23 protein-coding genes and 3 tRNA genes are annotated in these 25,109 nt (G+C 64.0%); 8 read left to right on the top strand and 18 right to left on the bottom strand.

Annotation, left to right across the window (positions count from 1 at the left end; translation table 11 throughout):
* Positions 1 to 18: 18 nt before the first annotated feature.
* From NFH97_RS06780 to NFH97_RS06765, 4 genes are all read left to right on the top strand, one after another.
* Positions 19 to 291, top strand: a complete 273-nt coding sequence (locus NFH97_RS06780) for an oxidative damage protection protein (protein ID WP_045994673.1) — start codon at positions 19 to 21, stop codon at positions 289 to 291.
* A 95-nt stretch (positions 292 to 386) separates the two neighbouring features.
* Positions 387 to 462: transfer RNA gene (locus tag NFH97_RS06775), tRNA-Phe, on the top strand.
* A 7-nt stretch (positions 463 to 469) separates the two neighbouring features.
* Positions 470 to 544: transfer RNA gene (locus NFH97_RS06770), tRNA-Gln, on the top strand.
* 72 nt (positions 545 to 616) lie between these two features.
* A tRNA-Thr gene (locus tag NFH97_RS06765) sits at positions 617 to 692 on the top strand.
* Positions 693 to 846: 154 nt separating this feature from the next.
* Here NFH97_RS06765 and NFH97_RS06760 read toward each other — a convergent pair.
* The 13 genes from NFH97_RS06760 to NFH97_RS06700 all read right to left on the bottom strand — a co-directional run bounded on the left by NFH97_RS06760 (position 847) and on the right by NFH97_RS06700 (position 15,957).
* Entirely contained in the window at positions 847 to 1,863 is a 1,017-nt protein-coding gene (locus tag NFH97_RS06760; protein ID WP_349624590.1) for an Rpn family recombination-promoting nuclease/putative transposase, read from the bottom strand.
* Positions 1,864 to 2,041: 178 nt separating this feature from the next.
* On the bottom strand, positions 2,042 to 3,463 hold the full coding sequence (locus tag NFH97_RS06755; protein WP_349624589.1) for an aldehyde dehydrogenase family protein: 1,422 nt from the start codon (positions 3,461 to 3,463) through the stop codon (positions 2,042 to 2,044).
* Positions 3,464 to 3,533: 70 nt separating this feature from the next.
* Positions 3,534 to 4,496, bottom strand: coding sequence for an NAD(P)-dependent oxidoreductase (locus tag NFH97_RS06750; protein WP_348827467.1), 963 nt, complete (start codon positions 4,494 to 4,496; stop codon positions 3,534 to 3,536).
* A gap of 159 nt (positions 4,497 to 4,655) precedes the next feature.
* Positions 4,656 to 5,591: a LysR substrate-binding domain-containing protein gene (locus NFH97_RS06745; protein ID WP_348827468.1), complete on the bottom strand. Its 936-nt coding sequence runs from the start codon at positions 5,589 to 5,591 to the stop codon at positions 4,656 to 4,658.
* Entirely contained in the window at positions 5,584 to 6,351 is a 768-nt protein-coding gene (locus NFH97_RS06740; RefSeq protein ID WP_045992605.1) for an IclR family transcriptional regulator, read from the bottom strand. Before NFH97_RS06740 ends, NFH97_RS06745 begins: the two co-directional genes overlap by 8 nt.
* Positions 6,352 to 6,443: 92 nt before the next feature.
* Positions 6,444 to 8,060 carry a GMC family oxidoreductase gene (locus NFH97_RS06735; protein ID WP_349624588.1) on the bottom strand — a complete coding sequence of 539 codons (1,617 nt, stop codon included), beginning with the start codon at positions 8,058 to 8,060 and terminating at the stop codon, positions 6,444 to 6,446.
* A 4-nt stretch (positions 8,061 to 8,064) separates the two neighbouring features.
* A complete protein-coding gene (locus NFH97_RS06730; protein ID WP_349624587.1) occupies positions 8,065 to 9,300 on the bottom strand; it encodes a mandelate racemase/muconate lactonizing enzyme family protein in 1,236 nt (411 codons plus the stop codon).
* A 95-nt stretch (positions 9,301 to 9,395) separates the two neighbouring features.
* Positions 9,396 to 10,820 carry an aldehyde dehydrogenase gene (gene aldA, locus NFH97_RS06725; RefSeq protein WP_349624586.1) on the bottom strand — a complete coding sequence of 475 codons (1,425 nt, stop codon included), beginning with the start codon at positions 10,818 to 10,820 and terminating at the stop codon, positions 9,396 to 9,398.
* Between the two features lie 253 nt (positions 10,821 to 11,073).
* On the bottom strand, positions 11,074 to 12,054 hold the full coding sequence (gene acuI / locus NFH97_RS06720) for an acrylyl-CoA reductase (NADPH) (protein WP_349624585.1): 981 nt from the start codon (positions 12,052 to 12,054) through the stop codon (positions 11,074 to 11,076).
* A gap of 131 nt (positions 12,055 to 12,185) precedes the next feature.
* Positions 12,186 to 12,854, bottom strand: a complete 669-nt coding sequence (gene acuR, locus NFH97_RS06715) for an acrylate utilization transcriptional regulator AcuR (protein ID WP_349624584.1) — start codon at positions 12,852 to 12,854, stop codon at positions 12,186 to 12,188.
* A gap of 169 nt (positions 12,855 to 13,023) precedes the next feature.
* On the bottom strand, positions 13,024 to 14,499 hold the full coding sequence (locus NFH97_RS06710; protein WP_045992611.1) for a sodium:solute symporter family protein: 1,476 nt from the start codon (positions 14,497 to 14,499) through the stop codon (positions 13,024 to 13,026).
* On the bottom strand, positions 14,492 to 14,716 hold the full coding sequence (locus tag NFH97_RS06705) for a DUF3311 domain-containing protein (protein WP_045992612.1): 225 nt from the start codon (positions 14,714 to 14,716) through the stop codon (positions 14,492 to 14,494). The genes NFH97_RS06710 and NFH97_RS06705 overlap by 8 nt, the downstream gene beginning before the upstream one ends.
* A gap of 44 nt (positions 14,717 to 14,760) precedes the next feature.
* Positions 14,761 to 15,957 (bottom strand): M20 aminoacylase family protein, encoded by a 1,197-nt coding sequence (locus NFH97_RS06700; RefSeq protein WP_349624583.1) that lies wholly within the window; start codon positions 15,955 to 15,957, stop codon positions 14,761 to 14,763.
* Between the two features lie 173 nt (positions 15,958 to 16,130).
* Between NFH97_RS06700 and NFH97_RS06695 the strand changes: the two genes are divergently transcribed.
* A complete protein-coding gene (locus tag NFH97_RS06695) occupies positions 16,131 to 17,021 on the top strand; it encodes a LysR family transcriptional regulator (RefSeq protein WP_045992614.1) in 891 nt (296 codons plus the stop codon).
* Between the two features lie 103 nt (positions 17,022 to 17,124).
* On the opposite strand, the gene NFH97_RS06690 is transcribed toward NFH97_RS06695, so the two are convergent.
* From NFH97_RS06690 to NFH97_RS06680, 3 genes are all read right to left on the bottom strand, one after another.
* Positions 17,125 to 18,462, bottom strand: coding sequence for a Na+/H+ antiporter family protein (locus tag NFH97_RS06690; protein WP_349625490.1), 1,338 nt, complete (start codon positions 18,460 to 18,462; stop codon positions 17,125 to 17,127).
* A gap of 481 nt (positions 18,463 to 18,943) precedes the next feature.
* A complete protein-coding gene (locus tag NFH97_RS06685; protein ID WP_108131112.1) occupies positions 18,944 to 19,162 on the bottom strand; it encodes a hypothetical protein in 219 nt (72 codons plus the stop codon).
* Complete coding sequence (locus tag NFH97_RS06680) at positions 19,159 to 19,422, bottom strand: hypothetical protein (protein WP_045992616.1); 264 nt, start codon at positions 19,420 to 19,422, stop codon at positions 19,159 to 19,161. Before NFH97_RS06680 ends, NFH97_RS06685 begins: the two co-directional genes overlap by 4 nt.
* A 403-nt stretch (positions 19,423 to 19,825) precedes the next feature.
* On the opposite strand from NFH97_RS06680, the gene NFH97_RS06675 reads away from it, so the two are divergent.
* Positions 19,826 to 20,344 carry a fasciclin domain-containing protein gene (locus tag NFH97_RS06675; RefSeq protein ID WP_108448412.1) on the top strand — a complete coding sequence of 173 codons (519 nt, stop codon included), beginning with the start codon at positions 19,826 to 19,828 and terminating at the stop codon, positions 20,342 to 20,344.
* 187 nt (positions 20,345 to 20,531) lie between these two features.
* On the opposite strand, the gene NFH97_RS06670 is transcribed toward NFH97_RS06675, so the two are convergent.
* Together NFH97_RS06670 and NFH97_RS06665 are read right to left on the bottom strand one after the other, a co-directional pair.
* A complete protein-coding gene (locus NFH97_RS06670) occupies positions 20,532 to 21,020 on the bottom strand; it encodes a phosphatidylglycerophosphatase A family protein (protein ID WP_108131115.1) in 489 nt (162 codons plus the stop codon).
* A 70-nt stretch (positions 21,021 to 21,090) separates the two neighbouring features.
* Entirely contained in the window at positions 21,091 to 22,029 is a 939-nt protein-coding gene (locus NFH97_RS06665) for a transglutaminase family protein (RefSeq protein WP_349624582.1), read from the bottom strand.
* A 584-nt stretch (positions 22,030 to 22,613) separates the two neighbouring features.
* On the opposite strand from NFH97_RS06665, the gene NFH97_RS06660 reads away from it, so the two are divergent.
* Together NFH97_RS06660 and NFH97_RS06655 are read left to right on the top strand one after the other, a co-directional pair.
* A complete protein-coding gene (locus NFH97_RS06660; protein WP_349624581.1) occupies positions 22,614 to 24,071 on the top strand; it encodes a circularly permuted type 2 ATP-grasp protein in 1,458 nt (485 codons plus the stop codon).
* A 4-nt stretch (positions 24,072 to 24,075) separates the two neighbouring features.
* Complete coding sequence (locus tag NFH97_RS06655) at positions 24,076 to 25,062, top strand: alpha-E domain-containing protein (protein WP_349622135.1); 987 nt, start codon at positions 24,076 to 24,078, stop codon at positions 25,060 to 25,062.
* Positions 25,063 to 25,109: the final 47 nt, after the last annotated feature.

Raw genomic sequence — 25,109 nt, 5'->3', positions numbered from 1 at the left:
CATAGAAAGGAGACCGCCATGAGTCAGACCGTGTTTTGCCGCAAGTACCAGAAGGAGCTCGACGCCTTGCCCTTCCCCCCGCTGCCGGGCAAGAAGGGGCAGGAAATCCAGGCGAGCGTGTCACGCCAGGCCTGGGAAGAATGGCAGGCGCTGCAGACCCGCCTGATCAACGAGAAGCATCTGAACATGATGGACCCGGCCAACCGCGAGTACCTGATGGAGCAGATGGAGCGCTTCTTCGACAATGAAGAGACCGACCGCGCCGAGGGCTATGTCCCGCGTGACGCCTAGCCTTGCGACGCCTTGAAAAGCGCTCGCCATCATTTTGAAAGAAAAGGGGTTGACGGAAAACGGAGGAATTGGTTTAATACGTCGCGTTGGCAAGGGGCCAGATAGCTCAGTTGGTAGAGCAGGGGATTGAAAATCCCCGTGTCGGCGGTTCGATTCCGTCTCTGGCCACCAACTCTGCTGGGGTATCGCCAAGTGGTAAGGCACCGGTTTTTGGTATCGGCATGCGCAGGTTCGAATCCTGCTACCCCAGCCACGCCAACCCCGTTTCGGGTGAGACGCCCAAGGCGTAACACCAGAGCAGCAAGCGACCTTCCGGTCGGCCCGAGCCGGCATAGCTCAGTTGGTAGAGCAACTGACTTGTAATCAGTAGGTCCCGGGTTCGACTCCTGGTGCCGGCACCATCTAAAAGATGGTTATGGATCAACGACTTGCTGCAACATCAAAACCGCCCCTTGAGGCGGTTTTTTTGTGCGTGGGTGAATCATGGTGTCGTGCCCGGCAGCGCGGGTGCACTTCAGGCGTTCGGCACCTGTGCAGGCACTCTTCGTACAAGCCCTAGCGCTTGAGTTCGTCTCTCAGCGTCCTGACCTGCGCGATGTCCAGCCCCGACAGATCCGCCACCGTCTGGTCATCTAGCTGAGTCCGCTCGATCATGTTGCGGGCGACCTCCAGACGAGCCTTCTGTTCGCCCTTCTGTTCGCCCTTCTGTTCGCCCTTCTGTTCGCTTTCCAGCAGGCCTTCCTGACGTCCTTGCTTGCGGCCTTCCTGGCGGCCTTCTTCAAGACCCTGTTGCTTCCACTGCTCGGGCCATCGTTTTGCACGCTCGGCCAGCATGTTGTGTACCTCATTGAGTTCGTTGAGATTCTGCCACTCGGTTCCTTCGCTCTCGGGTATCCAGTTGGGCAGCAGCACGCGCTTGATCCAGATGGCGAAGTGACGGCGCAGACGAGTCTGGTCCGGCGCTTCGAGCCATCTTGCCAGCAGCCCGATCAGTTCGACCGCCTCCCTGGTGCCACGGTGGTGTTCCAGTCGAAATATGGCGTCTACCACGTTGCGTGCCTCCGGCGACCAATGCTCCGAGTCCACGATGGCGCCTTCGTCCAGCAGAAGATAGGGCATTCGTGGACGGTATCGCTCCAGCTCCCTGGGCACGCTTTGCACGAGGTCCGATACGTCGACGGCGGCGTTCCAACGCTTCTCTCCATTGTAGAGCACGACGGGCAGCACCGGGGGCAACCTGGCGTGGGGCGAGAGCTTCTGCTGCTTGATCAGGTCCTGATACAGGAGGCCCACGTAGGTCATGATGCGCAGCGCCATGAAGGGATCGATGGTGCTCTGGAATTCGATCAACAGATAGACGTAGATCCAGTCATCGCCGAAGCGTGCGCGCCAGATGACGTCGGACTCCCGATCGCGCAGGTCGTCGCTGACAAAGCTGCTGCTGACCTTCTCCAGTGAGTCGAGGTCGAGATGCGCTATCCAGTCCTCCTTGATGAAGCCTGTCAGGAGGTCTCGAATGACTCTAGGTTCGCTGAACAGCAGTTTGTAGCTGTGGTCGTGCTGGTGGTTCATGGGATATCAGCCGCCGACTGGCGAGAGCCAGTAATGGAAGGAGATGGCAATCATCCTGGCGGCTAATGGCTGGCATGTACGGCTACGGAGTCGATTGGGTGGAAACCTGACCAAATGTCAGAAGTTTGAGCAAAGTCTTGTTCAGACCTTGTTCAGAGAGAGGCGTAGTGACAAGCCCTCAACCCCCCAGGATGGCCTTGGTTTCCAGATATTCCTCCAGGCCCTCTTCGCCCCATTCGCGACCGTTGCCGGATTGGCCGAAGCCGCCGAAGGGGGCATCGAAGGAAAAGTCCGCCCCTTGCAGGTAGCACTGGCCGGCCTTGAGGCGGCGGGCGATGGGCAGGGCGGCTTCGGCGCTGGCGGCGTAGACGGCGGAAGACAGCCCATAGGGCGTGTCGTTGGCGATCTCGATGGCCTGTTCCAGGTCGTCGTAGGGAATCAGGCACAGCACCGGGCCGAAGATTTCTGAGCGTGCGATTGCCATGTGGTTGCTGACGTCGCTGAAGAGGGTGGGGCGAACATAGTAGCCCTGCTCCAGCCCCTCAGGGGCCTCGGTACCACCCAGCATCAAGCGGGCTCCCTCGGCGATACCCTGCTGAATGTGCTGGCGTACGCTGTCGCGCTGGCGTCGGGACACCAGCGGCCCCATGGTGGTGGCGGTGTCTGTCGGGTCACCTGCCACCTGCTCCCGGGCGACCGTCAGGGCGATGCGTTCGGCGTCGGCCAGACGTGAGCGTGGTATCAGCATGCGGGTGAAGGCGTCGCAGGTCTGGCCACTGTTGGCCATCACGTTTTCCACCCCGAAGCGCACCGCCCGGGGCAGGTCCGCGTCCTCGGTGATGATCAGCGGCGACTTGCCCCCCAGCTCCTGACACACTCGCTTGACCCCGGCGGCGGCGTTGATGGCCACCTCGATACCGGCGCGGGTGGAGCCGGTGAAGGACACCATGTCGACCTCGGGATGGCTCGCCAGCAGAGGGCCGATCTCGCTGCCGGAGCCCGTCACCAGGTTGAAGACCCCGGCTGGGAGGCCGACGCTGTGAAAGATCTCGGCCATGATGAAGTCCTGCAGCGGCGTCTGTTCGGCCGGCTTGGTGACCACGGTACAGCCCGCCGCCAGGGCCGGGGCCAGCTTGCCGACCAGCTGATGCAGTGGGTAGTTCCAGGGGTTGATCAGCGCGCACACGCCGACCGGCTCGCGGACGATGGCGACGCCATTGCGGCGTTCGATCTCTTCGGAACGCAAGGCCCGCTCGGCGTAGTAGCGCATGCCTTCGATGGGGCCATCCACGTGCATGGCGGGTGTGATCTGGACCGGACAGCCCAGGGTGATGACGTGCGCCTCGACCAGGTCTGCGTGGCGCCTTTGCATCTCGTCGGCGACGGCGAGAAGTATCTCGCGCCGTTGCCCGGCGGGGGTCGCCGACCAGTCGGGCAGAGCGCGCCGGGCCGCCTCGACGGCGGCGTCGATGTCCGCTCGGTGCGCTCTTGGCACCGAGGCGCACAGATTCTCGGTGGCAGGGTCGAGGATGCCAAAGCGCTCGCTGTCGCTGGGCGTGTGCCAGCGGCCATCGATAAAGAAGTGTTCTCTGTAGTGCATGGCGAGGTCCTCGTTGGCTCGGATGATGATCAAGACCGGCGTATGCCGTCGCGGTCAGCCTGGCAGCCCTTTATCCGGACCTGCCGCGCACGACCACTTCATGGCCGACCTCTTCCGGCTCGGTGTCGGTCAGTTCGGCGGGGAAGCCGTCGCCGAGCACCTCGACGCCGCAGGCGTCCTCAAGGCGCCGGATGATGTTGGATGACCACTCACGGGAGCCATAGCGCTCTTGGCCATCCTGAAAGATGTCGAGCAGCAGCGGCGATATCTCGAGGGGCACCTCGAGGCTTCTGGCCAGGGCGTCGAACAGGCCCACGTCCTTGAGCACCAGATCCATGGTGAAGCTGATATCGCGGCTACCGTTGAGAATGACCTGGGATTCGGTCTCGTGGACAAAGGAATTGCCCGAGGAGATACGGATGGCCTCGAAGGCGGTGTTCATGTCCAGGCCGGCCTTGCGAGCCACGGTCAAGGCCTCGGCCACCGAACACAGGTTGGCGGTGGCGAGGTAGTTGGTCAGTACCTTGAGCATCGAGGCCGTGCCTAGAGGTCCGGTGTGCAGGACCCGACGCCCCAGGGTGGTCAGCACCGGCAACACCCGTTCAAAGGTGTCGCGATCACCGCCGGCGAAGATCGAAATGTTGCCGGTGGCGGCGCGGTGGCAGCCGCCGGAGACCGGTGTCTCCATGGCGAGGGCGCCGGTGGCGGCGACCCTGGCGGCGATGCGTACTAGTTCCTGGGCATCGGTGGTGCTCATCTCCAGCCACACCTTGCCGGCAGATAGCCCGGCGATGACCCCATCCTCGGCTTCCATTACCGCGCTGCAGGCGCGAGGAGATGGCAGGCAAGTGATGATCATGTCGCTGGCCTCGGCCACTGCTCTGGGGCTGCTGGCGGCGGCAGCGCCCTGGTCGATGAAGCGTCGAGTGATCTCGGGGTCGAGGTCGCGGATCGTGACGTGATAGCCGTTGCGCAGCAGGCTGCCGGCGAGCTTGCCGCCGACGTTGCCAAGTCCGATAAAGCCGATGTTCATGGGAGGTTATCTCATGCCGGTGAGCCGATCACCTTGCAGTGACATCCTTGCGCGGGGGCGGATGAAATGCTGCAGGTAGGCTTCACGCTAGGCACGGCGGGGGCAGACGACAATTCATCTTTTCTTGGTGATTGGTCACTTTTGTTGAGTGAAGGCGACTCAGTCCCGCTGACTCAGCAGCCAGGTGCGGAAGGCCACCACTCGCGGATCGTCGGCCAGATGGGAGGGGGAGGCGATGCCCCATTCGCCGCTGGCGGGCTGTACCTTGCCCATCGGGTTGATCAGCCGGCCCGTGGCCAGGTCATCCTCGGCGAAGGGGCCATTGACTAGGGCGACGCCTTCACCTCGGGCGGCCATCTCGAGCGCCGCAGCCAGGGTGTCGACCTGCAGGGCGCGTGGTGGCGCGGGCCGTGTGGCAGGAGGCGACTGGGTGTCGAACCAGCCCTGCCAGCTCCAGCTCTCGGTATAGACGCTGATCAGCGGGAAGGCCTGCAGCGCCTCAGGGGATAGCGGCAACGAATGCCCCATCACCAGCGACGGGCTGCACACAGGGGTCAGCGTCGAGGGAAACAGCGGTGTCCAGTCAAGTCGAAAGGGCAGCGGGCCATCACGGAAGAGGATGGCGATATCGGCGTGGGCGCTGTCGAAGGTCCAGTCCAGGCTGTAGGTCTTGATCCTCAGTTCGGTCTCGGGATAGCGCTGGTGAAATTGTGCCAGTCGTGGGGCCAGCCAGCGGATCGAGGTGGTCACATAGACCTGCACGCGCAGGGGTTCAAGGCAGGGCTGGCGACGCAGTGTTTCGGCGCCCAGGATCAGCGCTTCCAGGGCGTCGCGCACGACAGGGTAGAAACGTCGCCCGGATGCGGTGAGCTCGATATGCCGGCCCCGGCGGGCGAACAGTTTCGTCCCCAGGCTCTGCTCCAGACGCTGTATCTGGTTGGCGATGGCGGGGTGGGAGAGGTGCAGCTCCTCGGCTGCGGCGCGCAGGCTTGATAGTCGCGCCGCGGCCTCGAATCCCTTCAGCGCACTCAAGGGCGGCAGGCGATCCAGCGGCAGCGGTGCCGTGGATGTCTGATGACGCGGGACGTCAGACAACGCGGGACGACAGCTGGCGCGCGGCCTGCACCAGGTTCTTGGAGTAGCGGCGCGCCTCCTGGGGGCTCAGGGTGTCGCTGCTGATGGCGGCGCTGATCGCTGCGATGGGCTCGTTACGCAGGTTGAGCACCGGTGCGGCGATGCAGCTGACGCCCTGCTCAGGCGCGCCGTTGGAGGTGGCGTAACCGAGCCGATGGGCCCGCCCCAGTTCCGCCATGACGCCTTTCACTCCCTTGTTCTCGGGAGCAAGACCAAGCTCGTCGGCGAGATAGCCCTGCCAGGAGTCCTCGTCGCGCATCGCCAGGATGATCTTGCCACTGGCCGCTTCGTGCAGCGCCATGGTCTTGCCCACGTAAAGGTTGAAGCTTGCGCCACTGGCACCGTCGATCTTGGACACCACCACGACCTTGTTGCCGATGGGCACGCACAGAAAGATGGTCTTGTGGATTTCGTTTTTCAGGATTTCCGCGATCGGATAGAAGTAGGGTATCAGGCTCTGCTTGTTATAGATGGTGGAGGATATCTGGAAGATGCGTGAGCCGATGCAGTAGGACTTCTTGCGGCTTGGATCCTGGGCCACCAGCTGGTGGTGAAGCAGGGCGTTGATGACACGGTGACCGGTGGCCGGCGAAATACCGGTAGCGTCACAGATTTCCGAAAGCGTCATGGGATAGCTGGTGGCCGCCAGCAGGTCCAGGATCATGACGCTATGATCGACCGCCGGAGCCTTGGTCTTTTCCGAGGTCCTTTCCGAATTCATGATCAGCCGCGGTCTCCAAAACGCGAATGCGAGGACGAATGCAGATGACTCGTCCGGTCAGACTCAGGGGCGATGTGGCTCCTGGGCGTCGTTCAGATCGGGTGGTCCTGAAGGATCAGGTCGGCCCCCTTTTCCGCCACCATCATCACCGGTGCATTGAGGTTACCCGAGGTGATGTTGGGAAAGATCGAGGCGTCGATGACCCTGAGCCCGGACACGCCATGCACCCTGAGACTGCCATCGACCACCGCCTCGCGAGGGTCGGGCCCCATGGCGCAGGTACCGCACAGATGATAGATGGAGCCTGCGTTGGCGCGAAAGTATTCTAACATGCTTTGGTCATCGTGGACGGCATCCGCCGGAGTGACCTCGGCGTCGATGACGGCACCCAGGGCCGCCGTTTCGGCCAGCGCGCGAATGAGCCGGCTGCCCTGAATGGCCTCGTCCTGATCTCGCCGGGTTCCCAGATAGTTCGGCCGGATCACCGCCGGCTCATTGGCATCGGCGCTGGCCAGATCGATGGTGCCACGACTGTCGGGACGGCAGGAATTGAAGGCCAGCAGGAAGCCGGAGTAGGCATCCGCGGTCAGTGTCGTGTCCGGCGGTGCCGGGATGCGATAGGACAGCGGGTTGAAGTAGAGCTGGATATTGGGCGCGGGTTCGTCGGCATGGCCGCGAAAGAAGCCTCCGGCCTGGTTGACGCTCATCGCCAGCGGGCCGCTGCGATTGATCAGGTACTTCATCGTTGCCCTGGTCAGGCCGGGCAGAGAGTTGAAGTCGTCGTTCAGGGTCCGGCAGTTGGCGCGATAGAAGTAGCTGACGGCCAGGTGATCCTGCAGGTTTCGGCCCACGCCGGGCAGCTGCTGGAGCGCTGCGATCCCGTGTTGTCGCAGCTTCTCGCTGTCCCCGAGTCCCGAGAGCATCAGCAGCTTTGGCGAGTCCACCGCACCGGCGCAGACGATCACCTCGCGGCGTGCGCGCAGGGTCTTCAACTGGCCTTGCTCTCGGTATTCAATGCCGCTGGCGCGACGCTGATCGTCGAACAGCACCCGTTGAACCTGGCTGACGTGCTTGAGGGTGAGATTGGAGCGCTCGAGCGCCGGCTTCAGGTAGGCGGTGTTGCTGGAATCGCGACGGCCTCGGCGGATGTTCGTCTCATAGAGGCCGGCACCTTCGATGGAGGCGCCATTGAAGTCGTCATTGAGCGGATAGCCGAGTTCATCGGCAGCCCTGAGGTAGGACTGGCAGATCGGATGGGCGATTTCCTTCAGCGGGGTGATGCCGATCAGTCCCTGGCTCGAGTGGAATTCGGTATCGCCTGCAGGGTGCTGCTCGAGTTTCCTGAAATAGGGCAACAGCGCCTGGTAGCCCCACCCCGGGTTACCCGCGCGCTCCCAGTCATCGAAGTCCGATGGCTGGCCTCGCACATAGATCATGGCGTTGATCGAGCCCGATCCTCCCTGGACCTTGCCCCGGGGTGTGTAGATCCGCCGGTTGGCCAACGCCGGCTCCTCGGCGCTGTAGTACATGTAGTTGTAGCCGGGGTGATAGTAGGTCTTGGCAAAGCCCACCGGCACCCGAAGCCAGGGGGAACTGTCACGGCCGCCGGCCTCGACGATCAGTACCTTGTGGTGTCCGCTGGCACTCAGCCGGTGGGCCAGCACGCAGCCTGCGGAACCTGCACCGACGATGATGAAGTCGTAGTCCATCGCCTCAGGCCTCCGGTCGGGTCTTCCAGCGGGTGCAGGACTGCTGGACGACGTCGTAGGGCGTGGCGTCCATGCTCAGGTGCAGGCGCTTGCCGGTGTAGGGCGAGTGGGCCCTAACCACCGCCATGTCCAGTTCCACCCCGAGCCCCGGTCGATCGGAGGGAATGATAAAGCCGTCACTCCACTCGATCTTGGCTTCGAGCACCTCGGCGTGGAAGCCGTCCCAGGTGCCGATGCTCTCCTGGATCAGGAAGTTGGGTGTGGTGGCGGCGAGCTGAATACTGGCCGCCGCACCCACCGGGCCGTTGTACAGGTGGGGCGCTATCTGGGCGTAGTGGACCTCGGCCAGGGCGGCGATCTTCTTGCCTTCGAGGATGCCGCCGACCCGGCCAAGGTTCATCTGCAGGATCGAGGCGGCCTGGTGGCGCAGCAGGTCATGGAACTCGTACTTGGTGGTCAGCCGCTCACCGGTGGCCACTGGGATGGAGGTATGGTCGGCGACCCTGGCCATGGCCTCGCTCTGGCCGGGTGGCACCGGCTCCTCGAACCACAGCGGGTCAAAGGGTTCGAGGCGCTTGGCCAGGCGGATCGCCGAGGCCGGCGTCATCTGGCCGTGGGTACCGAACAGCAGGTCGCAGCCGTTGCCGACCGCCTCACGGATGCGCTGGCAGAAGGTTGCGCTCTTTTCCAGCGCCTCCAGTGACAGCATATGCCCGCAGTAGGCGGTGTAGGGGCCCGCCGGATCGAACTTGAGCGCGGTAAAGCCGAGGGCCTTCTGCTCCAGGGCGCACTCCACCGCCAGCTCGACATTGTCGTAGTCATATTCACCGCCGGGGGCCCAGGGATAGAGGTAGGTGTAGGAGCGCAGCCGATCGTGGAGCTTGCCGCCGATCAGTGCATGTACCGGCTGGCCAGCCGCCTTGCCGACGATGTCCCAGCAGGCCATCTCGAGGCCGCTGAGCACCCCCATCATGGTCAGGTCCGGGCGCTGGGTGAAGCCGCTCGAGTAGGTCTCGCGATACAGCCGTTCCAGATGGTGGGGATCCCGTCCCTTCAGGTAGCGCTCGAACACGTCCTCGATGGCGGCGACCACCACTTGCGGGTGGAAGGTCGCCGCATAGACCTCGCCGACGCCCTCGATGCCACAGGCGGTTCCCAGTTTGACGAAGATCCAGTACATGCCGCCGATGTGGGGCGGAGGTGTGGCGACCACATGGCTTTCACAACTGACGACTTTCATGAACGGCGAGTCCTCTGAAAAGGGCAGCAAGCGGCCGACCGCCAGACGCAGACGCGGCGGTGATGGGCTTGGGTGTGGGGTAGCGCGGGATGGCGTCAGTAGTTCAATACCACCAGCCGGGTCTGGGTGTAGTCCAGCATGCCGTGCTTGCCGTCGTCGCCGCCGAGGCCCGAACGCTTCCAGCCGGCGTGGTAGCCCTGGTAGGGGTCCGATGGGGTGCGATTGATGTAGACCTCGCCTGCCTCGATGTTGTGGGCCACCTTCATGGCGGTGCGGTAGTTCTCGGTGAACACCACCGAGGCAAGGCCGAACTGGTGGTCGTTGGCCAGCGCCAGGGCTTCATCCACATCGGCGTAGGTCAGCACCGGCAGTACCGGGCCGAAGATCTCTTCCTGGACGATCTCCATGTCCTGGCGGCAGTCGGTCAGCAGGGTCGGCGGGTAGAAGTGTCCGGGGCCAGGGGGAATCGCGCCGCCGGCGGCCAGGGTGGCGCCGTCGTCGATGGCACGTTCGACCATCTGGTGGACATTGAGGCGGGTGTTCTCGTTGATCAGGGGGCCCATGTGGCTGGGGTCCTCGGCACGATTGCCGAAGGTGCAGGCCTCCATGTTGGCCTTGAGCAGGGCGATGAAGGGCTCGGCGATGGACTGATGCACGTAGACCCGCTCGATGGCGGTACACAGCTGGCCGCAGTTGGTGGTCTTGGAGGCCACGATCTGACGGGCGGCCTGCTCGAGGTCGGCGTCGGGCTCGACGATGGCCGGTGACTTGCCACCCAGTTCCAGCGACGACTTGGCGATATTGACCTGGGAGTACTCCAGCACCTTGCGGCCGGCGCCGACGCTGCCGGTGAGGGTGATCATGCCGACCCTTGGGTGGGTACACACGGCCTCGGCGGTGGCGTGGTCCATGCTCAGGATGTTGACCACCCCCGGCGGGATCTCGGCCGCCTGGACGGCCCGGGCAATTTCGAAGGCCGAACGCGGAGTGTTGTTGCTCGGGCGCACGATCACGCTGTTGCCGGTGATCATCGCCGGTGCAATCTTGCGCAGCAGGGTGAAGACGGGGTAGTTGAAGGGAATCAGGCAGGCCACCACGCCGATCGGCTCCCGAGTGAGCAGCAGGCTCTCGTCAGGGGTGTCGCTGGGCACGATATCGCCCTCGATCCGTCGCGCCCATTCGGCGTGGTAGCGGGTGATATCGGCCGCGTATACCGCCTCGTTGGTGGCGTCCTCGAGGCCCTTTCCCGACTCTTCGGCCAGCGCCCGCCCAATGGCCTCGCGACGCTCCATCAGGGCGTCGGCCAGGCGTTGCATATGTACCGCCCGCTCGGCACTGGTCAGCCTGCGCCAGTGCTTCTGGGCCCTGGCCGCGACCTCGACAGCTTCCATCGCCTGGGCGTTGGTGGCGGCCTGTACCTCGCCCACCATCGCTCCCGTGGCGGGGCAGTAGACCGGGATCATGCTGGCCTGAGGGACGCTGACAAAGTCGTTGTTGATGAAATTCCCATGGGTGCTCATGGCTGATTCCTCGTCAAGTTCAAACCAGCCTAGGAAGCGACCCTGAGGGCGTCAAGAAAATTCCTTATGTAGAAATAAAATTCCGCATATGGAATATGAGCTGGTGTGTTGGTGCCTGTAAGCGAGCCGGCAGGAAGCCAAGACAGCGCCAGGTAAGCGTTAGGTTAGCGTCAGGTAAGGCCCGAGAAAGCGCCGAGGAAAGCAACATCAGGCGCCCTGCCGGCGACGGCCAGCAGGGCACGTGTCATCGGGCCTAGCGGGTGGCGACCACCACGCGGCCTCTGACCTTGCCTTCCATCAGGCGCTCTGCGGTGGTGATGGCCTCGCTCAGCGGGATCTCGCTGGCGATATCGTCGAGACGCTCTTCAGGCATCAGCTCGGCCAGGCGCTGCCAGGCTTCCAGGCGAACTTCTCTGTGCTGCATCACGCTGTCGATGCCGGCCAGGGTCACGCCGCGCAGGATGAAGGGCATCACCGTGGCGGGAAGGTCCATGCCCTGGGCCAGGCCGCAGGAGGTCACCGTGCCGCCGTAGCGGGTCGAGGCCAGCACATTGACCAGGGTGTGGCTGCCGACGCTGTCGACGGCACCCGCCCAGCGTTCCCTGGCCAGGGGCTTTCCGGGCTGTTCGAGCTCGCCGCGGTCGATGATCGAGGTGGCGCCGAGCGCCTTCAGGTAGTCCGCCTCCTCGACCTTGCCGGTGGAGGCAACGACTTCGTAGCCCAGCTTGGCCAGCAGGGTGATGGCAAAGCTACCGACGCCACCGCTGGCGCCGGTGACCAGCACCTCGCCCTGGTCCGGGGTCACCCCGTGGCGCTCCAGCGCCAGCACCGAGAGCATGGCGGTGTAGCCGGCGGTGCCGATGGCCATGGCGTTTCTGGTGCTGAAGGCTTCGGGCAGCGGGATCAGCCAGTCGCCGTTCAGGCGTGCCTTCTGGGCCAGCCCGCCCCAGTGCTTCTCGCCGACGCCCCAGCCGTTCAGGACCACCCGGTCACCCGGCTGGAAGTCCTGGTGCTGCGAGGCTTCCACCACGCCGGCAAGGTCGATGCCCGGGACCATGGGGAAGGACTTGACCACCGGGCCCTTGCCGGTGATGGCCAGCCCGTCCTTGTAGTTCAGGGTGCTGTAGTCGACGTTCACGGTCACGTCGCCCTCGGGCAGGGCCTGGTCATCCAGTGACTCGATGGCGGCCTTCTGAGTGTCGCCTTCCTTGCGGATCACGATGGCGTCGAACATGGCGGTCTCCTTTTTAGACGGTTTGTCTATAAATTGGCGCAAGCAGTATCAGGGCGCCGTATACGACCCCGCAGGAGCGGGCTCTCGGTTCAGTGTCGGACTATTGTCCAGTCAGGTCGGCTCAGTTCAGTTCATGGCGACGGACGACCCTGGCGTTGGGTGTCCAGGCCCGAAAAGAAACTGTCGGTGAACACATCGATCGGGCGCGGGCTGCGTTCCAGCCTGGCGCGCATGATGGCGCCCTCCCAGCCGATCCAGAAGGCCTCGGCCAGCCGGTCAGGGTCTCTGTCGGAGGCGATATCGCCGTGGTGGCGGGCTTCTTCCAGGCAAGCGGCGAGACGTCGTTGCCAGTCGGCGAGCGTGGCGATCAGCCGCTCGCGGTAGTCCGGTGGCAAGCCAGCCGCCTCCTGACCGAGATTGCCCACCAGACAGCCACGGCGATAGTCGTGGCGCGCCATGCCGGCCTTGGCATCGTCGACAAAGGCCTGCACGCGCTCGAGCGGTGGCCGGGAATCGTCGGAAAGATGGCGGTCGAGCTTGTCGGCAAAATAGCGGGCGTAGCGCTCGAGCACCGCCTGGCCGAAGGCTTCCTTGCTGGCAAAGTAGTGATAGAAGGACCCCTTGGGCACCCCGGCACGCTTGAGCATGCCGTCGAGTCCCGCGCTCAGAAAGCCGTGTTCGGTCAGGGTCTCGAGGCCGCTGGCGATCAGCGCCGCTCTGGCGTCGCCCTGGGTGGCGCCGACGCTGTAGTCGGTCTTCGGCGGTCGCCCCCGGCGCCTGGCTATCGTCGGATTGGTCATGCAATGATTTTAGACCAGATGTCTATAAAATCAATGATGGGGCTGACCACGAGGGCAAACGAGAAGACACGCGAGGGTGGCCACGGGGGGCGACAGCGTCACCTGACACGACACCAGCGGCCCGGTATCGGGCCGCTGGCGCTTGGAGCAGGTCATCGACGAGGGTCTATCAGACCTGGGGTGACAGGCACTCGACCGGCGAGCGAGACTCGCGCGACTTGCGCATCAGGCTGATGACGACAAAGATCGCCGAGTTGACCACCAACCCGCAGAAGCCCGGGTGCCAGCCGAAAGGCGCATCGATACCGAATTGCAGCAGAAGGGTAATGACGGCGCCGACACTCAGCCCGATAAAGGCCGCGGTCTGGGACGCGCGACGCCAGAACAGGGCACCCAGCAGCATCGGCAGCAGTTGCACAATAATGCCGTAGGCCCCGAGCAGCAGGCTGACCAGCGAGCCGGGGTTGGCCAGCGCCAGCAGGTACGCCATCAGCGATATCGCGATGACCCCGTAGCGCGTCAGTGACAGCGCCTTGTGCTCGGGCAGGGCGCGCATCCTGGGCGTGAACTGGACCACGTCACGTACCAGGATGGTGGCCGATGTGTGGGCCAGGTTGGCGGCGGTCGACATGGCCGCCGCCAAGGCGCCGGACAGTGCCAGTCCGATCACCCAGGCGGGCAGGTCGGCGAGTTCCACCACGATGGTCAGCAGCACCCGGTCAGGCGAATCCAGTGGCGTGTCAGCGAGCAGCACGATGCCGGCGAAGCCGATGATCAGCAGCGGTACCAGCAGGTAGCTGTAGAGCGGGTAGAGCACAAAGACACGCTTGAGCGTCCTGACGTCCTTGGCGCTATAGAACTTCATGAAGATGTGAGGCCACATCACGCAGCCCAGCGCGCTGACCAGCACCGCAGTGGAGAAGGCGCCCCAGCCCATCCCGGTGGCGCCGGGCATGGTCAGGTATTCCGGCGCCTGGTCCTTGATCTGCTGGAACATTTCACCGACGCCGCCGAAGAACTGCTCGGCCGTGGTCAGCCCCAGTGCCCAGGCGATGACGACCATCATCAGGCCCTGCATCAGGTTGGTCCAGCCGATGCCCTGAAGGCCGCTGGCGTAGACGTAGGCGGCCACCACGCCGCAGGCCAGTAGACTGCCAAGCCAGAACGGAATGGTGCCAGAGGTCGCCGCTTCGAACAGCATGCCGGCGCCAGCGATCTGGATCGTCAGGTAGGGAATCATCGCCAGCACGCTGACGACACCGATGACCAGGCCCAGCACATTCTTTGGAGTGGGGTAGCAGGCCGACAGAAACTCGGCCTGGGTCAGAAAGCCGTGGCGGCGACCCAGCCGCGAGATATGCGGCGCGATCAGCCACCACACGATCACCGCCAGCGTCAGGTAGGCGATGATGTAGAACGCCGGGGCGCCCTTGCTGTAGGCCCAACCCGGTGCGCCGAGGAAGGCAAAGGCGGAGAAGATCTCGGCACCGAGGATGAAGAACAGCACCAGCAGGCCCATATGGCGACCGCCCGCCACGTAGCCTTCCAGCGAGGAGCCCTGGCCACGCCTTGCGCGCAGGCCCACCAGCAGCACGATGACCAGATAGCCCACCGTCATGGCGGTGATCAGCAGAGAATCACTCATGGTCTGCCTCCTCGCCGGTATCCTTGCGATAGGCGATCAACAGGCCCACGAACAGTGCGAAGACCCAGGCCACGTACCAGAACATGAAGAACGGCATGCCGAGCACCATCGGATCGATGCGATTGGCGATCAGCGCACCCGGCCACACCATGGCCAGGGTGCACAGCACGAAGTAGATCAGCAGGCCCTTGGAAGGCATGCCTTTTTGGTGGTTCATGGGAAGACCTCTTGTTGTTGAGTGTGGTCGTTGTCGGCATCGCCTCAGCGATGGTCGTTCAAGGCGCCAAGAGCGATGGCAACCAGCAGTCGGCTGCCTACGGGAATGATGGCGTCGTTGAAGTCGTAGCGAGCGTTATGAAGCGGCGGGGTGGTGTCCGATTCGGCGCTGCCGAGGAAGAAGTAGGCTCCCGGGCACTTTTCGAGCATAAAGGCGAAGTCTTCGCCACCAAGGCTGGGATTCACGTCGCGCTCCAGTGCGGCCTCTCCCAGCAGTTCCTTCGCGGTGGCGATGACGTGGTCGGTCGCCGCCGGGTGATTGACCGTGGCCGGAAAAATGCGCTGGTGATCGACCTCGATCTCGCCGCCGTAGGTCGCCGCCACACCATCGCAGGTGCGCTGGATGGCCTCGGCGATGCGATCCTGGGTAGCGCTGTCGAGGGTTCGCACCGTGCCGCTCAGTCGGACCTCGTCGGGAATGATGGCGAAGCCGTCGAGTTCACCTCCCTTGATGCCGCACAGGCTCAGTGCCGCTGGAGACAGCGGGTCGGCATCGCGCGAGACCACGCTGTGCAGGGCCTGGATCAGAGCGCCGGCCATTCTGACCGGGTCGGTAGAGAGGTGTGGGTTCACCCCGCCGTGGCCGCCCTTGCCGCGGATGCAGATATCCAGGCGATCGGTGGCGGCCATGATCGGGCCCGGGCGAATCGCCACCTGCCCCCGGGGCAGAGCCGGCCAGTTGTGCAGGCCGTAGATCGCATCCATGGGGAAGCGCTCGAACAGCCCCTCCTCGACCATCGCTCGTCCACCGCCCAGGCCTTCTTCCGCCGGTTGGAACACCAGGTGGATGGTGCCGGAAAAATCGCGGTGGCGGGCGAGGTAGCGAGCGGCGCCGATCAGCATGGTGGTGTGGCCATCGTGGCCGCAGGCATGCATGACACCAGGCACTTCGGAGACATGGCCGTGGTCGCTTGCCTCCTGAATCGGCAGCGCGTCCATGTCGGCGCGCAGGCCAATACGGCGACCGTTGTCGGGGCCAAGCCCTCTGATGGTGGCCACGACACCGGTGCCGCCCAGGCCGTGGTCGAAGGGAATGTCGAGCCGCTCCAGCTCATCGCAGACACGCGCGGAGGTGGCGTGTTCCTTGAAGCCGAGCTCCGGATGCCGATGAAAGTGCTGGCGCAGTTCGGTCAAGCTGCTGTGCTGGTCGTCGAAGAAGGTGGGGTCGATAGGCTGAGTCATGAGATTCCGGACGCTTGTTGATTGTGTCCTTCATCATGGTTGGCGGTATGTCATAGATAAAATATTATTATTTTTATATTTCCATGCTTTTATTGTATGGATTTGCCGTATGAGCCGTCGACTTGGGTGAACCCTGGTACTGGCGTGGTGGCCCCGCTCAACAAGGATCGAACATGGACTTCAAGCAGCTGCGCTACTTTCTGACGGTGGTCGAGGAGGGCGCGATTTCCAGCGCGGCAAGAAAGATCCCGTTGGCCCAGCCGGCCTTGACCCGCCAGCTCAGGCTGCTGGAGGAGTCGGTGGGAGCCACCCTGCTGGAGCGATCACGTCAGGGCGTAAGCTTGACCGCTGCGGGGGTTGCCTTTCACGGCGAAGCGCGACGACTGTTGCGAGAGTTCGAGACCGCCAAGCTCGATGCTCGTCGGATTGCCGATGGACAGCTCGGACAGCTGCGTCTGGGCGTCACCGTCATGCACCTGTGGGTGCCCCAGATCGTCAAGCTGCTCAACGGGTATCGCCAGCGTTACCCGGACGTCAGCCTCAAGGTACAGTCGCTGCTGTCCGCGCCCCAGGTGGAGGCGCTGCGCCATCATCAGCTGGATGCGGGGATGCTGTTCTTTCCCCCTGACGATGATGATCAGCTCGACAGCCACTGCCTCTATGAAGACCGTCTTGTGCTGGTAGCCAGCGAAGGGTCGCGCCTGGCGCAGCATCCCCCCTCTCGACTGGCGGACCTGGCCGGTGAAGACTTCATCTGGTTCGAGCGCAGCGCGACACCGGTCTATCACGACAAGCTGATCCATGCCTTTCAGCGACGTGGCTTCACCCCCCACGTGGTGCAGGAAGGCACCGACAACGCCACCATGCTGTGCCTGGTGGCGGCGGGCATGGGCTGCACGATATTGCCGGAAATGACCATGGCCGGGGCCCCGGAAGGCGTGGTCAGCTTTCCTCTGGAGGATCTGGATATAGTGCTGCCACTGATGCTGGTCTGGCGCAGGGATGCCAGCCTGCCGGCGGTCCGACGCTTGATCGAGGTGGCAGAGTCGCAATCGCTGGCCTGAACGGCCGCGCCCTGTTATCTGCGCTTGGCCTGGTGCCGTGCAAAAGGCCACCCGAGGGGTGGCCTTTGCCATTGCTGCGAGGCTTGGTGTCAGGTGCTGCGCATTACAGCACCATGGCGGCGATCCAGGCGAACACCAGCATGCCGATGTTGCAGTGCAGGAAGGTGGGGATGACGCTGTCGCGAATGTGGTCGTGCTGGCCATCGGCGTTAAGCCCGGCGGTGGCGCCCAGGGTGATGGTCGAGGCCGGCGAGCCAGCGTCGCCCAGGGCCGCCGAGGCGCCCAGCAAGGCCATCGCCGCCAGCGGGTCGAAGCCCAGGGTCAGCGCCAGTGGCAGGTAGATGGGTGCCAGGATCGGCACGCTGGCGAAGGAGTCACCGAAGCCGATGGTGATGAACAGTCCCACCACCAGCATCACCGCTGCGCCCAGCGCCATGTTGCCGCCGATCAGTTCGGCCGACGCCGCCACCAGAGGCTCGATTTCGCCGGTGGCGGTCAGCACGCCGGCAAAGCCGGAGGCGACGGTGATGATGACCGCGATCTGCGCCATCATCCGCAGCCCGTCGGTGAAGACGTCATCCTGCTCCTGCCAGCGGAAGATACCGGAGACCCCCAGGATCAGAAAACCGACCATGGCTCCGAGCAACAGCGAGTCGAACTTGAGCTGAAAGACCAGGGCCACCGCCAGGGCTCCCAAGGTGATGACCAGCTGCAGCGGCTTCAGGCGAGCCGGCGAGGCGGGCCTGGCGGCGGCGGTGGTACTTGATGTGACGTAGTCGCGCGGGCGGCGATAACTGATAAAAACGGCCACCAGCAGTCCCGCGACCAGGCCCAGCACCGGTAGTGCCATGGCCTTGGGGGCCATGTCGGCGGTGGCGGTCAGTCCGTAGTCCGCGCCGACGCTGTTGACGTTGGCCAGCAGGATCTCGTTGAGAAAGATGGCACCGAAGCCGGTGGGCAGCAGCAGGTAGCTGGCGCTGATCGAGCAGGCCAGGATGCAGGCCACGGCGCGGCGGTCGACTCGCAGGCGATCGAGCACCACAAGCAGCGGAGGCAGCAGGATCGGAATGAAGGCGATGTGCACCGGCACCAGATTCTGCGACATCAGTGAGGCGACGATGAACAGGCCGAACAGCGTCCACTTGACGCCCTTGCGGGTACTTTGCTCGTCGCTGCCAAGGCGCGCCGAGATAGCATCGGCCAGCAGTTCGAGCAGGCCCGAGCGTGACAGCGCCACGGCGAAGGCGCCGATCATCACGTAGGTCAGGCCGACCTGGGCGCCGACCAGCAGGTTGTCATTGAAGGCGCCGATGGCGTCGTTCATCGACAGCCCGGCGTGCAGCGCGCCTAGCATGGCGGCGCTGATCAGGGCGATGGCCACGGGGATCCGCAGCAGGCACAGCACGATCATGCTGAGGATCGTCAACACCGCCGCGTTGATGTGGTAGCCGACGGACAGGGTCGAGGCGTAGATCAGGGCGCACAGAGCAATGGTCGGCAGTGCGCGGGTGCGGGCAAAACGGTTTGCCTTGGGAGAAGGGTCGGTAAGGGCGGTCTCTTGCATGGGGTCTCCGGCTCGTCATGAGCCACGTGTCCAGGGGGCGTGAGAGTGCCGGCGAGCGTGGCGTAACCGCGGAGGGCTGGTCCTCTTCTAGGGGAGGTTGAAGCCTGACGGCCGTTCGCTAGCGGGCGAATGATACCCCAAACCTGGGCCGTGGCCCGCACTGGCCTCGATAGTTGCCTCGATAGCGGTCTCGATGGTCGCCGCCATGGTGGCAAGGGGGGAAAGGAGGAAAGGAAGAAAGCAAAGAAGCGGCTGCGCTGCCTTCCATCAAAAACGCCGCCCCGAAAGGGGCGGCGTGAATCGCCAGGACGCGTCGGCGAAAAGCGGGGCGCAGAAACGCTGTCTCTCAAGCCATCGCTCAGGCGGGTACCGCCTGGGCGGCGCCAGAGGAAGCCGGTACTGCAGGCATGGACGGTGGCAGGGTCGCCATCAGCGCGCGCTCCAGGTCCATAGCCTTGCACTTGTAGGCAGTGCAGTTGGCGCAGTGAACGCTGTCGCCGTCGTCTTGACCAACAGGCAGCGTGAAGCGGGAGTGGCCACAGATGGTGCAGCTCAGGTCCAGGGCGACGGTGATCATGCGACTCGCTCTCCCTTGGTGTGCTGCTGCTCGATCAAGGCATCGTGCTCACGTCGCATGGCCATCATCAGGCTGCGAGACTTGTTGAGAAAGCGCAGGCGGTCGGGCGTCTGCTGTTCTTCCCAGGCGCCCAGGGTGGCATGAAACTCACCGCACTCGGTGCAGTTCAGCTCTTCCCAGTCATTGGGCTGAGCCGTTACAGGTCCCGGTGTGCTGGCCAGGTCGTGGCCACAGCGGGTACAGGAAATCGGGTAGTACACGGGTCGCCCTCCTTGGCGCATGACGTGCCGTCGTTCGTTCCGTTGTGGAAGCGAGGCTGCGCATGGCCCTCCTGGCCGAGCCTCAACGGTACGAAAGGTTCTCATCGCCAGGCTTGATATGCAAGTATTGTATAGGTTTTCTGTCGCCGGAAGCGTATCGGCATCTCGCCGTCATTACCGTCTTTCCGAGCAGCGCCCATATCATGACGTCAAAAGATGACGCTTTGATGATCAGAGTGGCGAAAGCTGTCGTAAAACTTTTTCTTGTACATTACTTGTTCTTGATCTAATTTTTGTACATGAACTGCGTCGTCCTGGTTGAACAGCCCCGACAGAGAGGTTCCCGGGAGGCGCGCAGTGGCGACGCGACATCTCGGAGCAATCACCGCAATGAGGCGAGAGCATGAAAAAAGCAATGTCTGCCGCAACGTCGTTCCTGCCGAGCTGCGTGCTCGGCGTAGCGCTGCTCGCTGGCGGGGTGGCCGAAGCGGATCAGCAGCAACAGCAGGATCCCTCACGCAATCTGCTCGAAGTCGCCCAGGCCGACGGACGTTTCTCGACATTGCTTGATGCTGTCGAGAAGGCTGGCCTCGACGAGCCGCTACAGGGAGATCAAACCTATACGCTCTTTGCTCCAACGAACGAAGCCTTCGGTACCCTGCAGCCAGGACAGCTCGATGAGTGGATGAGCGACGACAAGGCCTCCCACCGACGTCTGGTCGAGGTCGTTTCCTACCACATGGTGGAAGGAGAAGTGTCACTGGAGGAGTCATCCGAGGTGACCACCCTGCAGGGAACCGACATGGCCATCGACGCCCAGGAAGGCTCGGCAAGCGTAGGCAATGCCGCCGTGGTGGAGTCCGACATCAAGGCCAGCAATGGGGTGATCCACGTGGTGGACAGCGTGCTGATCCCTGAATAACCGATGCTGAGTGACTGACGCCAGTGCAACATCTGCTGCACTGGTCGCCAGAGGCCGGGCACGAGTTCCCCCGGTCACTGTTTCGATAGACCCCTGTCCCGTTTGGCCGCCCGTCGAGGGCGGTTTTTTTTGTGTCAGGGCTGTGGATTTAGGAAGCGCCGCCCGGCATTGGCAGGCCGCTATTGGCTTATGAGGACTGCTCGGGATCTCGTTGCCAGTAGCGGCGGGTCAGGCGCACCAGCAGTACCAGGGTCAGGGCTGCATACAATGCCGCCATTGCGTCGTCGGCGACGATGCCGAGTCCCCCGCCAATACCTTCGATCTCGCGTACCGGGGACAGCTTGGAGATATCGAACAGGCGAAACAGTAGATAGCCCAGCGGCAGGATGATGCGCCGTCGGTAGCGCGAGAAGGCCAGCACCGCGATGGGCAGGGCCACCCATTCGTCGAGCACGATCTGGGGCAGGTCGCCGCCGCCCAGCCACAGCGAAGCGAAGTGGCAGACGGGAACGGCCAGCACGAGGAGCGTCAGGGTAACGGCCAGGCGCGTGCCGAGCGGCAGCCGGAACAGCCACCAGGCGACCGGCAGTCCGATCAGGGAGCCGACCGTCCCCGGCGCCCAGGGGGAATAGCCCAGGCCGAAGCCGGTGGCAATCCAGATCAACAGGTCCTGCATGGAATCTCTCCTGGAAGACGGTGGGCAGGGCAAGGCCGGGCAGAGCCTGCGCAATATAAAGGACAGCGAATCAGCCGGCTATCGGCGCTGCCGGGTGATCGCCAGGGCTGGCGGAGGTCGGGCAGGTGGCCGCGACTTCCCCGGCGGGAACAACGTCCACTTCCACCTCGAGGCGCTGGCGCCCACCACCGGTCACCACGCCCTTGAGCGGCGCCACGTCGTCGTAGTCGCGGCCCCAGCCAAGCAACAGGTGTCGTTCGCCGGCGCGCACACCGTTGGTGGGGTCGAAGTCGAGCCAGCCCCAGCCGGGTATCAGTACGGAGAACCAGGCGTGGGAGGCGTCGGCGCCCATCAGTCGAGGCTGTCCTGGAGGCGGTCGAGTCTCGAGATAGCCGCTGACGTAGCGCGCGGCCAGACCCACCGAGCGCAGGGTGGCGATGGCCAGGTGAGCGAAGTCCTGACACACCCCACGGCGATGCTGGAGCACCTGGGACGGTGTCGTCTCCATGTCGCTGAACTCGCTGTCGTAGCGGAATTCCTCATGGATGCGACGGTTCAAGCGCTCCACGCAGTCCACCAGATCGCCACCAGCGGGAAAACAGTCTTCGGCCCAGGCGGCGAGCAGCGGGCGGCGCTCGATATAGGCGGAGTTTTCAAGAAACGGCTGTGCTTCGCGGAAACCTGGCTGGTGGCGGTCTGCCAACAGCTCTCGACACCGCTCCCAGCTAATGATGGCCTGCGGCGGTGTGGCGCGAGGCGAGGTCATGACCTGCGCCTCCAGCGTGACCTCGAGCTGGGTATGGGGGGTGTCGACCGCGAACAGCGCGATATGGTTGCCGAAGGCGTCCTGTCGGCTCTGGCGTAGCGACTCGCCCGGCGAGATCGACAATTGCGCCCAGGCAACCTGCTGGTAGGCCATCTCACGGGGCATCAGGCAGGCCTCGTTCTCGCTGAGTGTCACGATCTCGCTGTAGTGGTAGCGCGTGGTGTGGCGAAGTCGATAGATCATCTGCCGGATCCCGCCGTGCCACCCCTGACAAGGCTGGCCAGACGGCACCGCCTGGCGCCGCTGTCTTGAGCAGGGCAGGACAGCGGTGCGCACGAGCCAGGGAGTGCGGAACGAGAAGAGGCAGGCATGGGAAGCGAGGAGGCTCCTGGGTGTCGGCGAATGTTGCAGAAGGTGACGATATCCCCCCCGAACCGTGGCGACAAGATGTACCCGACTCCTGCCTTTCTCTCAAGCCCGAAAGGTGGGCGTCGTCAGCAGCAGGTGCCATCGACCGGCTTCTGCAAGGGCTGCCGAGGGCTACCGCCCGCGCTTGCCGGGGGGCGCCATGATTGCACCAGATCGGTGCTCGCTGCCCCTTCTTGCTGGTTCGTGGGGCACTTTCGGCAGGAGCAAGTGGTCGCTTTTTGTCCAAATTGCTCAATTGCGCCAGCCCATTCGGCGAGAAGGCTCGGCGCTGCGGCCTATTCTCGGCGGTCTGGTACAGGGCTTGCTATACAGCAAGGAGGGACCCGGTACGGTCGAAGGCGGGGGTGCCATCGTCGTGGTCGGGTCGCCGGATGCCGAAAACAATCGAGGGTGTGCCGATGAGCCATGTGGATTGGCAGCAGTACGACTGCGCAGGGTTCTATGACGAACTGGTGGCGACGCCCGGGATGCCGCGGGAGGCGGCCAAGATGCTGTGTGACGTGCTCGCGGGCTTTGCCCCTGACGAGTTGGAAGAGCGCAAGAACGCAGCAGAGATCGCCATTCGCACCATGGGGATCACCTTCACGGTGTATTCCGAGGGCAGCATGATCGACCGCGCCTGGCCTTTCGACATCGTGCCTCGCATCATCCCCGCCGACGAGTGGCGACGCACCGAGGCAGGCCTCAAGCAGCGGGTCGAGGCGCTCAACCTGTTCATCGACGACCTGTACCACGACCAGAAGGTCGTCAAGGATGGCGTGCTGCCGGCGGCGGTGCTCGAGCAATCCGTCAACTTTCGCCCCCAGTGTGTAGGGATCGATCCGCCCCACGGGGTCTGGGCGCATATCTGCGGCTCCGATCTGGTGCGTGGTGGCGACGGCACCGTCTACGTACTGGAGGACAACCTGCGGATACCGTCCGGGGTGTCCTACATGCTCGAGAATCGCAACGTGACCAAGCGCGTGCTGCCGGAGCTGTTTGCCCCGGGCAAGATTCATCCGGTGGACGACTATGTGCCCCAGCTTTACGACATGCTGGCGGGCATGTCGCCACGCCATTGGGACGATCCCCAGGTGGTGGTGCTGACCCCGGGTATCTACAACTCGGCCTACTACGAGCACGCCTACCTGGCCCAGCAAATGGGTGTGCAACTGGTCCAGGGCCCGGATCTGCTGGTCGATGACGACGACGTGGTCTACATGCGCACCGTCCAGGGGCTGACCCGTGTGGACGTGATCTACCGCCGCGTCGACGACGCCTTCCTCGACCCGGAGGCGTTTCGCAAGGACTCGGTGCTGGGCGTGCCCGGATTGATGCGGGCCTGGCGCAGCGGCAAGGTGGCGCTGGCCAACGCCCCGGGGGCCGGTGTCGCCGATGACAAGGTGGTCTACGCCTTCGTGCCGAAACTGATCAAGTACTACCTGGATCAGGAGGCACTGCTGCCCAATGTGCCGAGCTACCTGTGCATGCTCGAGGAAGACCGCCGCTATGTGCTGGAGCACCTGCATGAACTGGTGGTAAAGCCCGCCAACGAGTCCGGCGGCTACGGCATGCTGATGGGCCCCCAGGCCTCCCAGGCCGAGCGTGATGCCTTCGCCAGGCTGATCCAGGAGAACCCACGCAACTACATGGCTCAGCCCATGCTGAACCTGTCCACCACCCCCACGCTGTTCGATGGCCGGCCCGAGCCGCGCCACGTCGATTTGCGCCCCTTCATCCTGTCGGGCCAGGACGGCGCCTACGTCACCACCGGTGGCTTGACCCGTGTGGCCCTGGTCAAGGGCTCGCTGGTGGTCAACTCGTCCCAAGGGGGCGGCAGCAAGGACACCTGGATCGTCGAGACGGGGGAGGACTGAGACCATGCTGATGCTTTCCAGAGTTGCCGAAAACCTGTACTGGATGGCCCGCTACATCGAGCGTGCCGAAGATACCGCCCGCCTGATCAACGTCTCCAGTCACCTGATGCTCGACATGCCCTACCGCCAACCGCTGGGATGGGCGGCGATGATCGATATCACCGGGGGCGCCGAGGTGTTCGAGACCCTCTACGACGAGCCCAACGATCGCAACGTGGTGCAGTTCCTGTGTGCCGACCGACGCTACTCCGGCTCGATCCTGTCCGCCCTTGCCCAGGCCCGCGAGAATCTGCGCACCACGCGGGACGTGGTACCGCGGGAGGTCTGGGAAGAAATCAACCAGCTCTACATGACCGCCAGTGCCCACGCTGATGCGGGCCTCGGCCCGGGACGCCGAGAGCGCTTTCTGAAGCTGGTGATTCGCGGCTGTCAGACGTTGATCGGGTTGATCGAGGGCACCCTCAGCTACGGTGGGTCACGGACCTTCATGATGCTCGGGCGCCAGCTCGAACGGGCCGACATGATCACCCGCATCATCGATGTGCGCTCGGCCAACCTGCTGCAGCGTGACAGCGACGAGATTCGTCCGTTCGAGCACCTGCAGTGGATGAGCGTGCTCAAGTCATTGACGGCCTACCAGATGTATCGACAGCACGTGCGCTGTCGGGTCAGGGCCACCGACGTGCTGCGTTTCCTGGTGCAGGACTCCCTGTTCCCGCGTTCGGTGTCGCGCAGTCTCAAGGACAGCATTCGCGCGCTGCGCTCGCTGCCTCGCCACGAACGCGCCCTGGCAACGGCAACGCTGGTGCTGGCCGATGTGGCCGAGGCCGACGTCCGTGCCCTGGTGCGCTCCCCCGAGGCTCTGCACGACTTTATCGACGTGTTGCAGCAGGGCTTTGCCGAGCTGCATACGGCGATCGCCCGCACCTACTTCCCGACCCTCGATGACCTGGGCGATGGCGAGCTACTGGCGGCCAGCGACCAGGCGTGAGACCGGTGGGCCGGGTATGCCCCGGCCCGCCTGCGCTGAGCCACTGC

Origin of the sequence: Halomonas sp. SCS19 (assembly GCF_040147015.1) — a bacterium.
GTDB classification, from domain to species: Bacteria; Pseudomonadota; Gammaproteobacteria; order Pseudomonadales; family Halomonadaceae; genus Halomonas; species Halomonas litopenaei.
This window is presented reverse-complemented; position numbering and strand designations above follow the sequence as displayed.

Bases quoted from the DNA above. Each gene is read 5' to 3' on its own strand.
- NFH97_RS06740 (WP_045992605.1), bottom strand. From the start codon at position 6,351: ATGAATTCGGAAAGGACCTCGGAAAAGACCAAGGCTCCGGCGGTCGAT.
- NFH97_RS06655 (WP_349622135.1), top strand. From the start codon at position 24,076: ATGCTGATGCTTTCCAGAGTTGCCGAAAACCTGTACTGGATGGCCCGC.
- NFH97_RS06670 (WP_108131115.1), bottom strand. From the start codon at position 21,020: ATGCAGGACCTGTTGATCTGGATTGCCACCGGCTTCGGCCTGGGCTAT.
- NFH97_RS06750 (WP_348827467.1), bottom strand. From the start codon at position 4,496: ATGAACATCGGCTTTATCGGACTTGGCAACGTCGGCGGCAAGCTCGCC.
- NFH97_RS06710 (WP_045992611.1), bottom strand. From the start codon at position 14,499: ATGAGTGATTCTCTGCTGATCACCGCCATGACGGTGGGCTATCTGGTC.
- NFH97_RS06665 (WP_349624582.1), bottom strand. From the start codon at position 22,029: ATGATCTATCGACTTCGCCACACCACGCGCTACCACTACAGCGAGATC.
- NFH97_RS06780 (WP_045994673.1), top strand. From the start codon at position 19: ATGAGTCAGACCGTGTTTTGCCGCAAGTACCAGAAGGAGCTCGACGCC.
- NFH97_RS06685 (WP_108131112.1), bottom strand. From the start codon at position 19,162: ATGATCACCGTCGCCCTGGACCTGAGCTGCACCATCTGTGGCCACTCC.
- NFH97_RS06695 (WP_045992614.1), top strand. From the start codon at position 16,131: ATGGACTTCAAGCAGCTGCGCTACTTTCTGACGGTGGTCGAGGAGGGC.
- acuI (WP_349624585.1), bottom strand. From the start codon at position 12,054: ATGTTCGACGCCATCGTGATCCGCAAGGAAGGCGACACTCAGAAGGCC.
- NFH97_RS06735 (WP_349624588.1), bottom strand. From the start codon at position 8,060: ATGGACTACGACTTCATCATCGTCGGTGCAGGTTCCGCAGGCTGCGTG.
- NFH97_RS06705 (WP_045992612.1), bottom strand. From the start codon at position 14,716: ATGAACCACCAAAAAGGCATGCCTTCCAAGGGCCTGCTGATCTACTTC.
- NFH97_RS06755 (WP_349624589.1), bottom strand. From the start codon at position 3,463: ATGCACTACAGAGAACACTTCTTTATCGATGGCCGCTGGCACACGCCC.
- NFH97_RS06660 (WP_349624581.1), top strand. From the start codon at position 22,614: ATGAGCCATGTGGATTGGCAGCAGTACGACTGCGCAGGGTTCTATGAC.
- aldA (WP_349624586.1), bottom strand. From the start codon at position 10,820: ATGAGCACCCATGGGAATTTCATCAACAACGACTTTGTCAGCGTCCCT.
- acuR (WP_349624584.1), bottom strand. From the start codon at position 12,854: ATGACCAATCCGACGATAGCCAGGCGCCGGGGGCGACCGCCGAAGACC.
- NFH97_RS06675 (WP_108448412.1), top strand. From the start codon at position 19,826: ATGAAAAAAGCAATGTCTGCCGCAACGTCGTTCCTGCCGAGCTGCGTG.
- NFH97_RS06730 (WP_349624587.1), bottom strand. From the start codon at position 9,300: ATGAAAGTCGTCAGTTGTGAAAGCCATGTGGTCGCCACACCTCCGCCC.
- NFH97_RS06760 (WP_349624590.1), bottom strand. From the start codon at position 1,863: ATGAACCACCAGCACGACCACAGCTACAAACTGCTGTTCAGCGAACCT.
- NFH97_RS06700 (WP_349624583.1), bottom strand. From the start codon at position 15,957: ATGACTCAGCCTATCGACCCCACCTTCTTCGACGACCAGCACAGCAGC.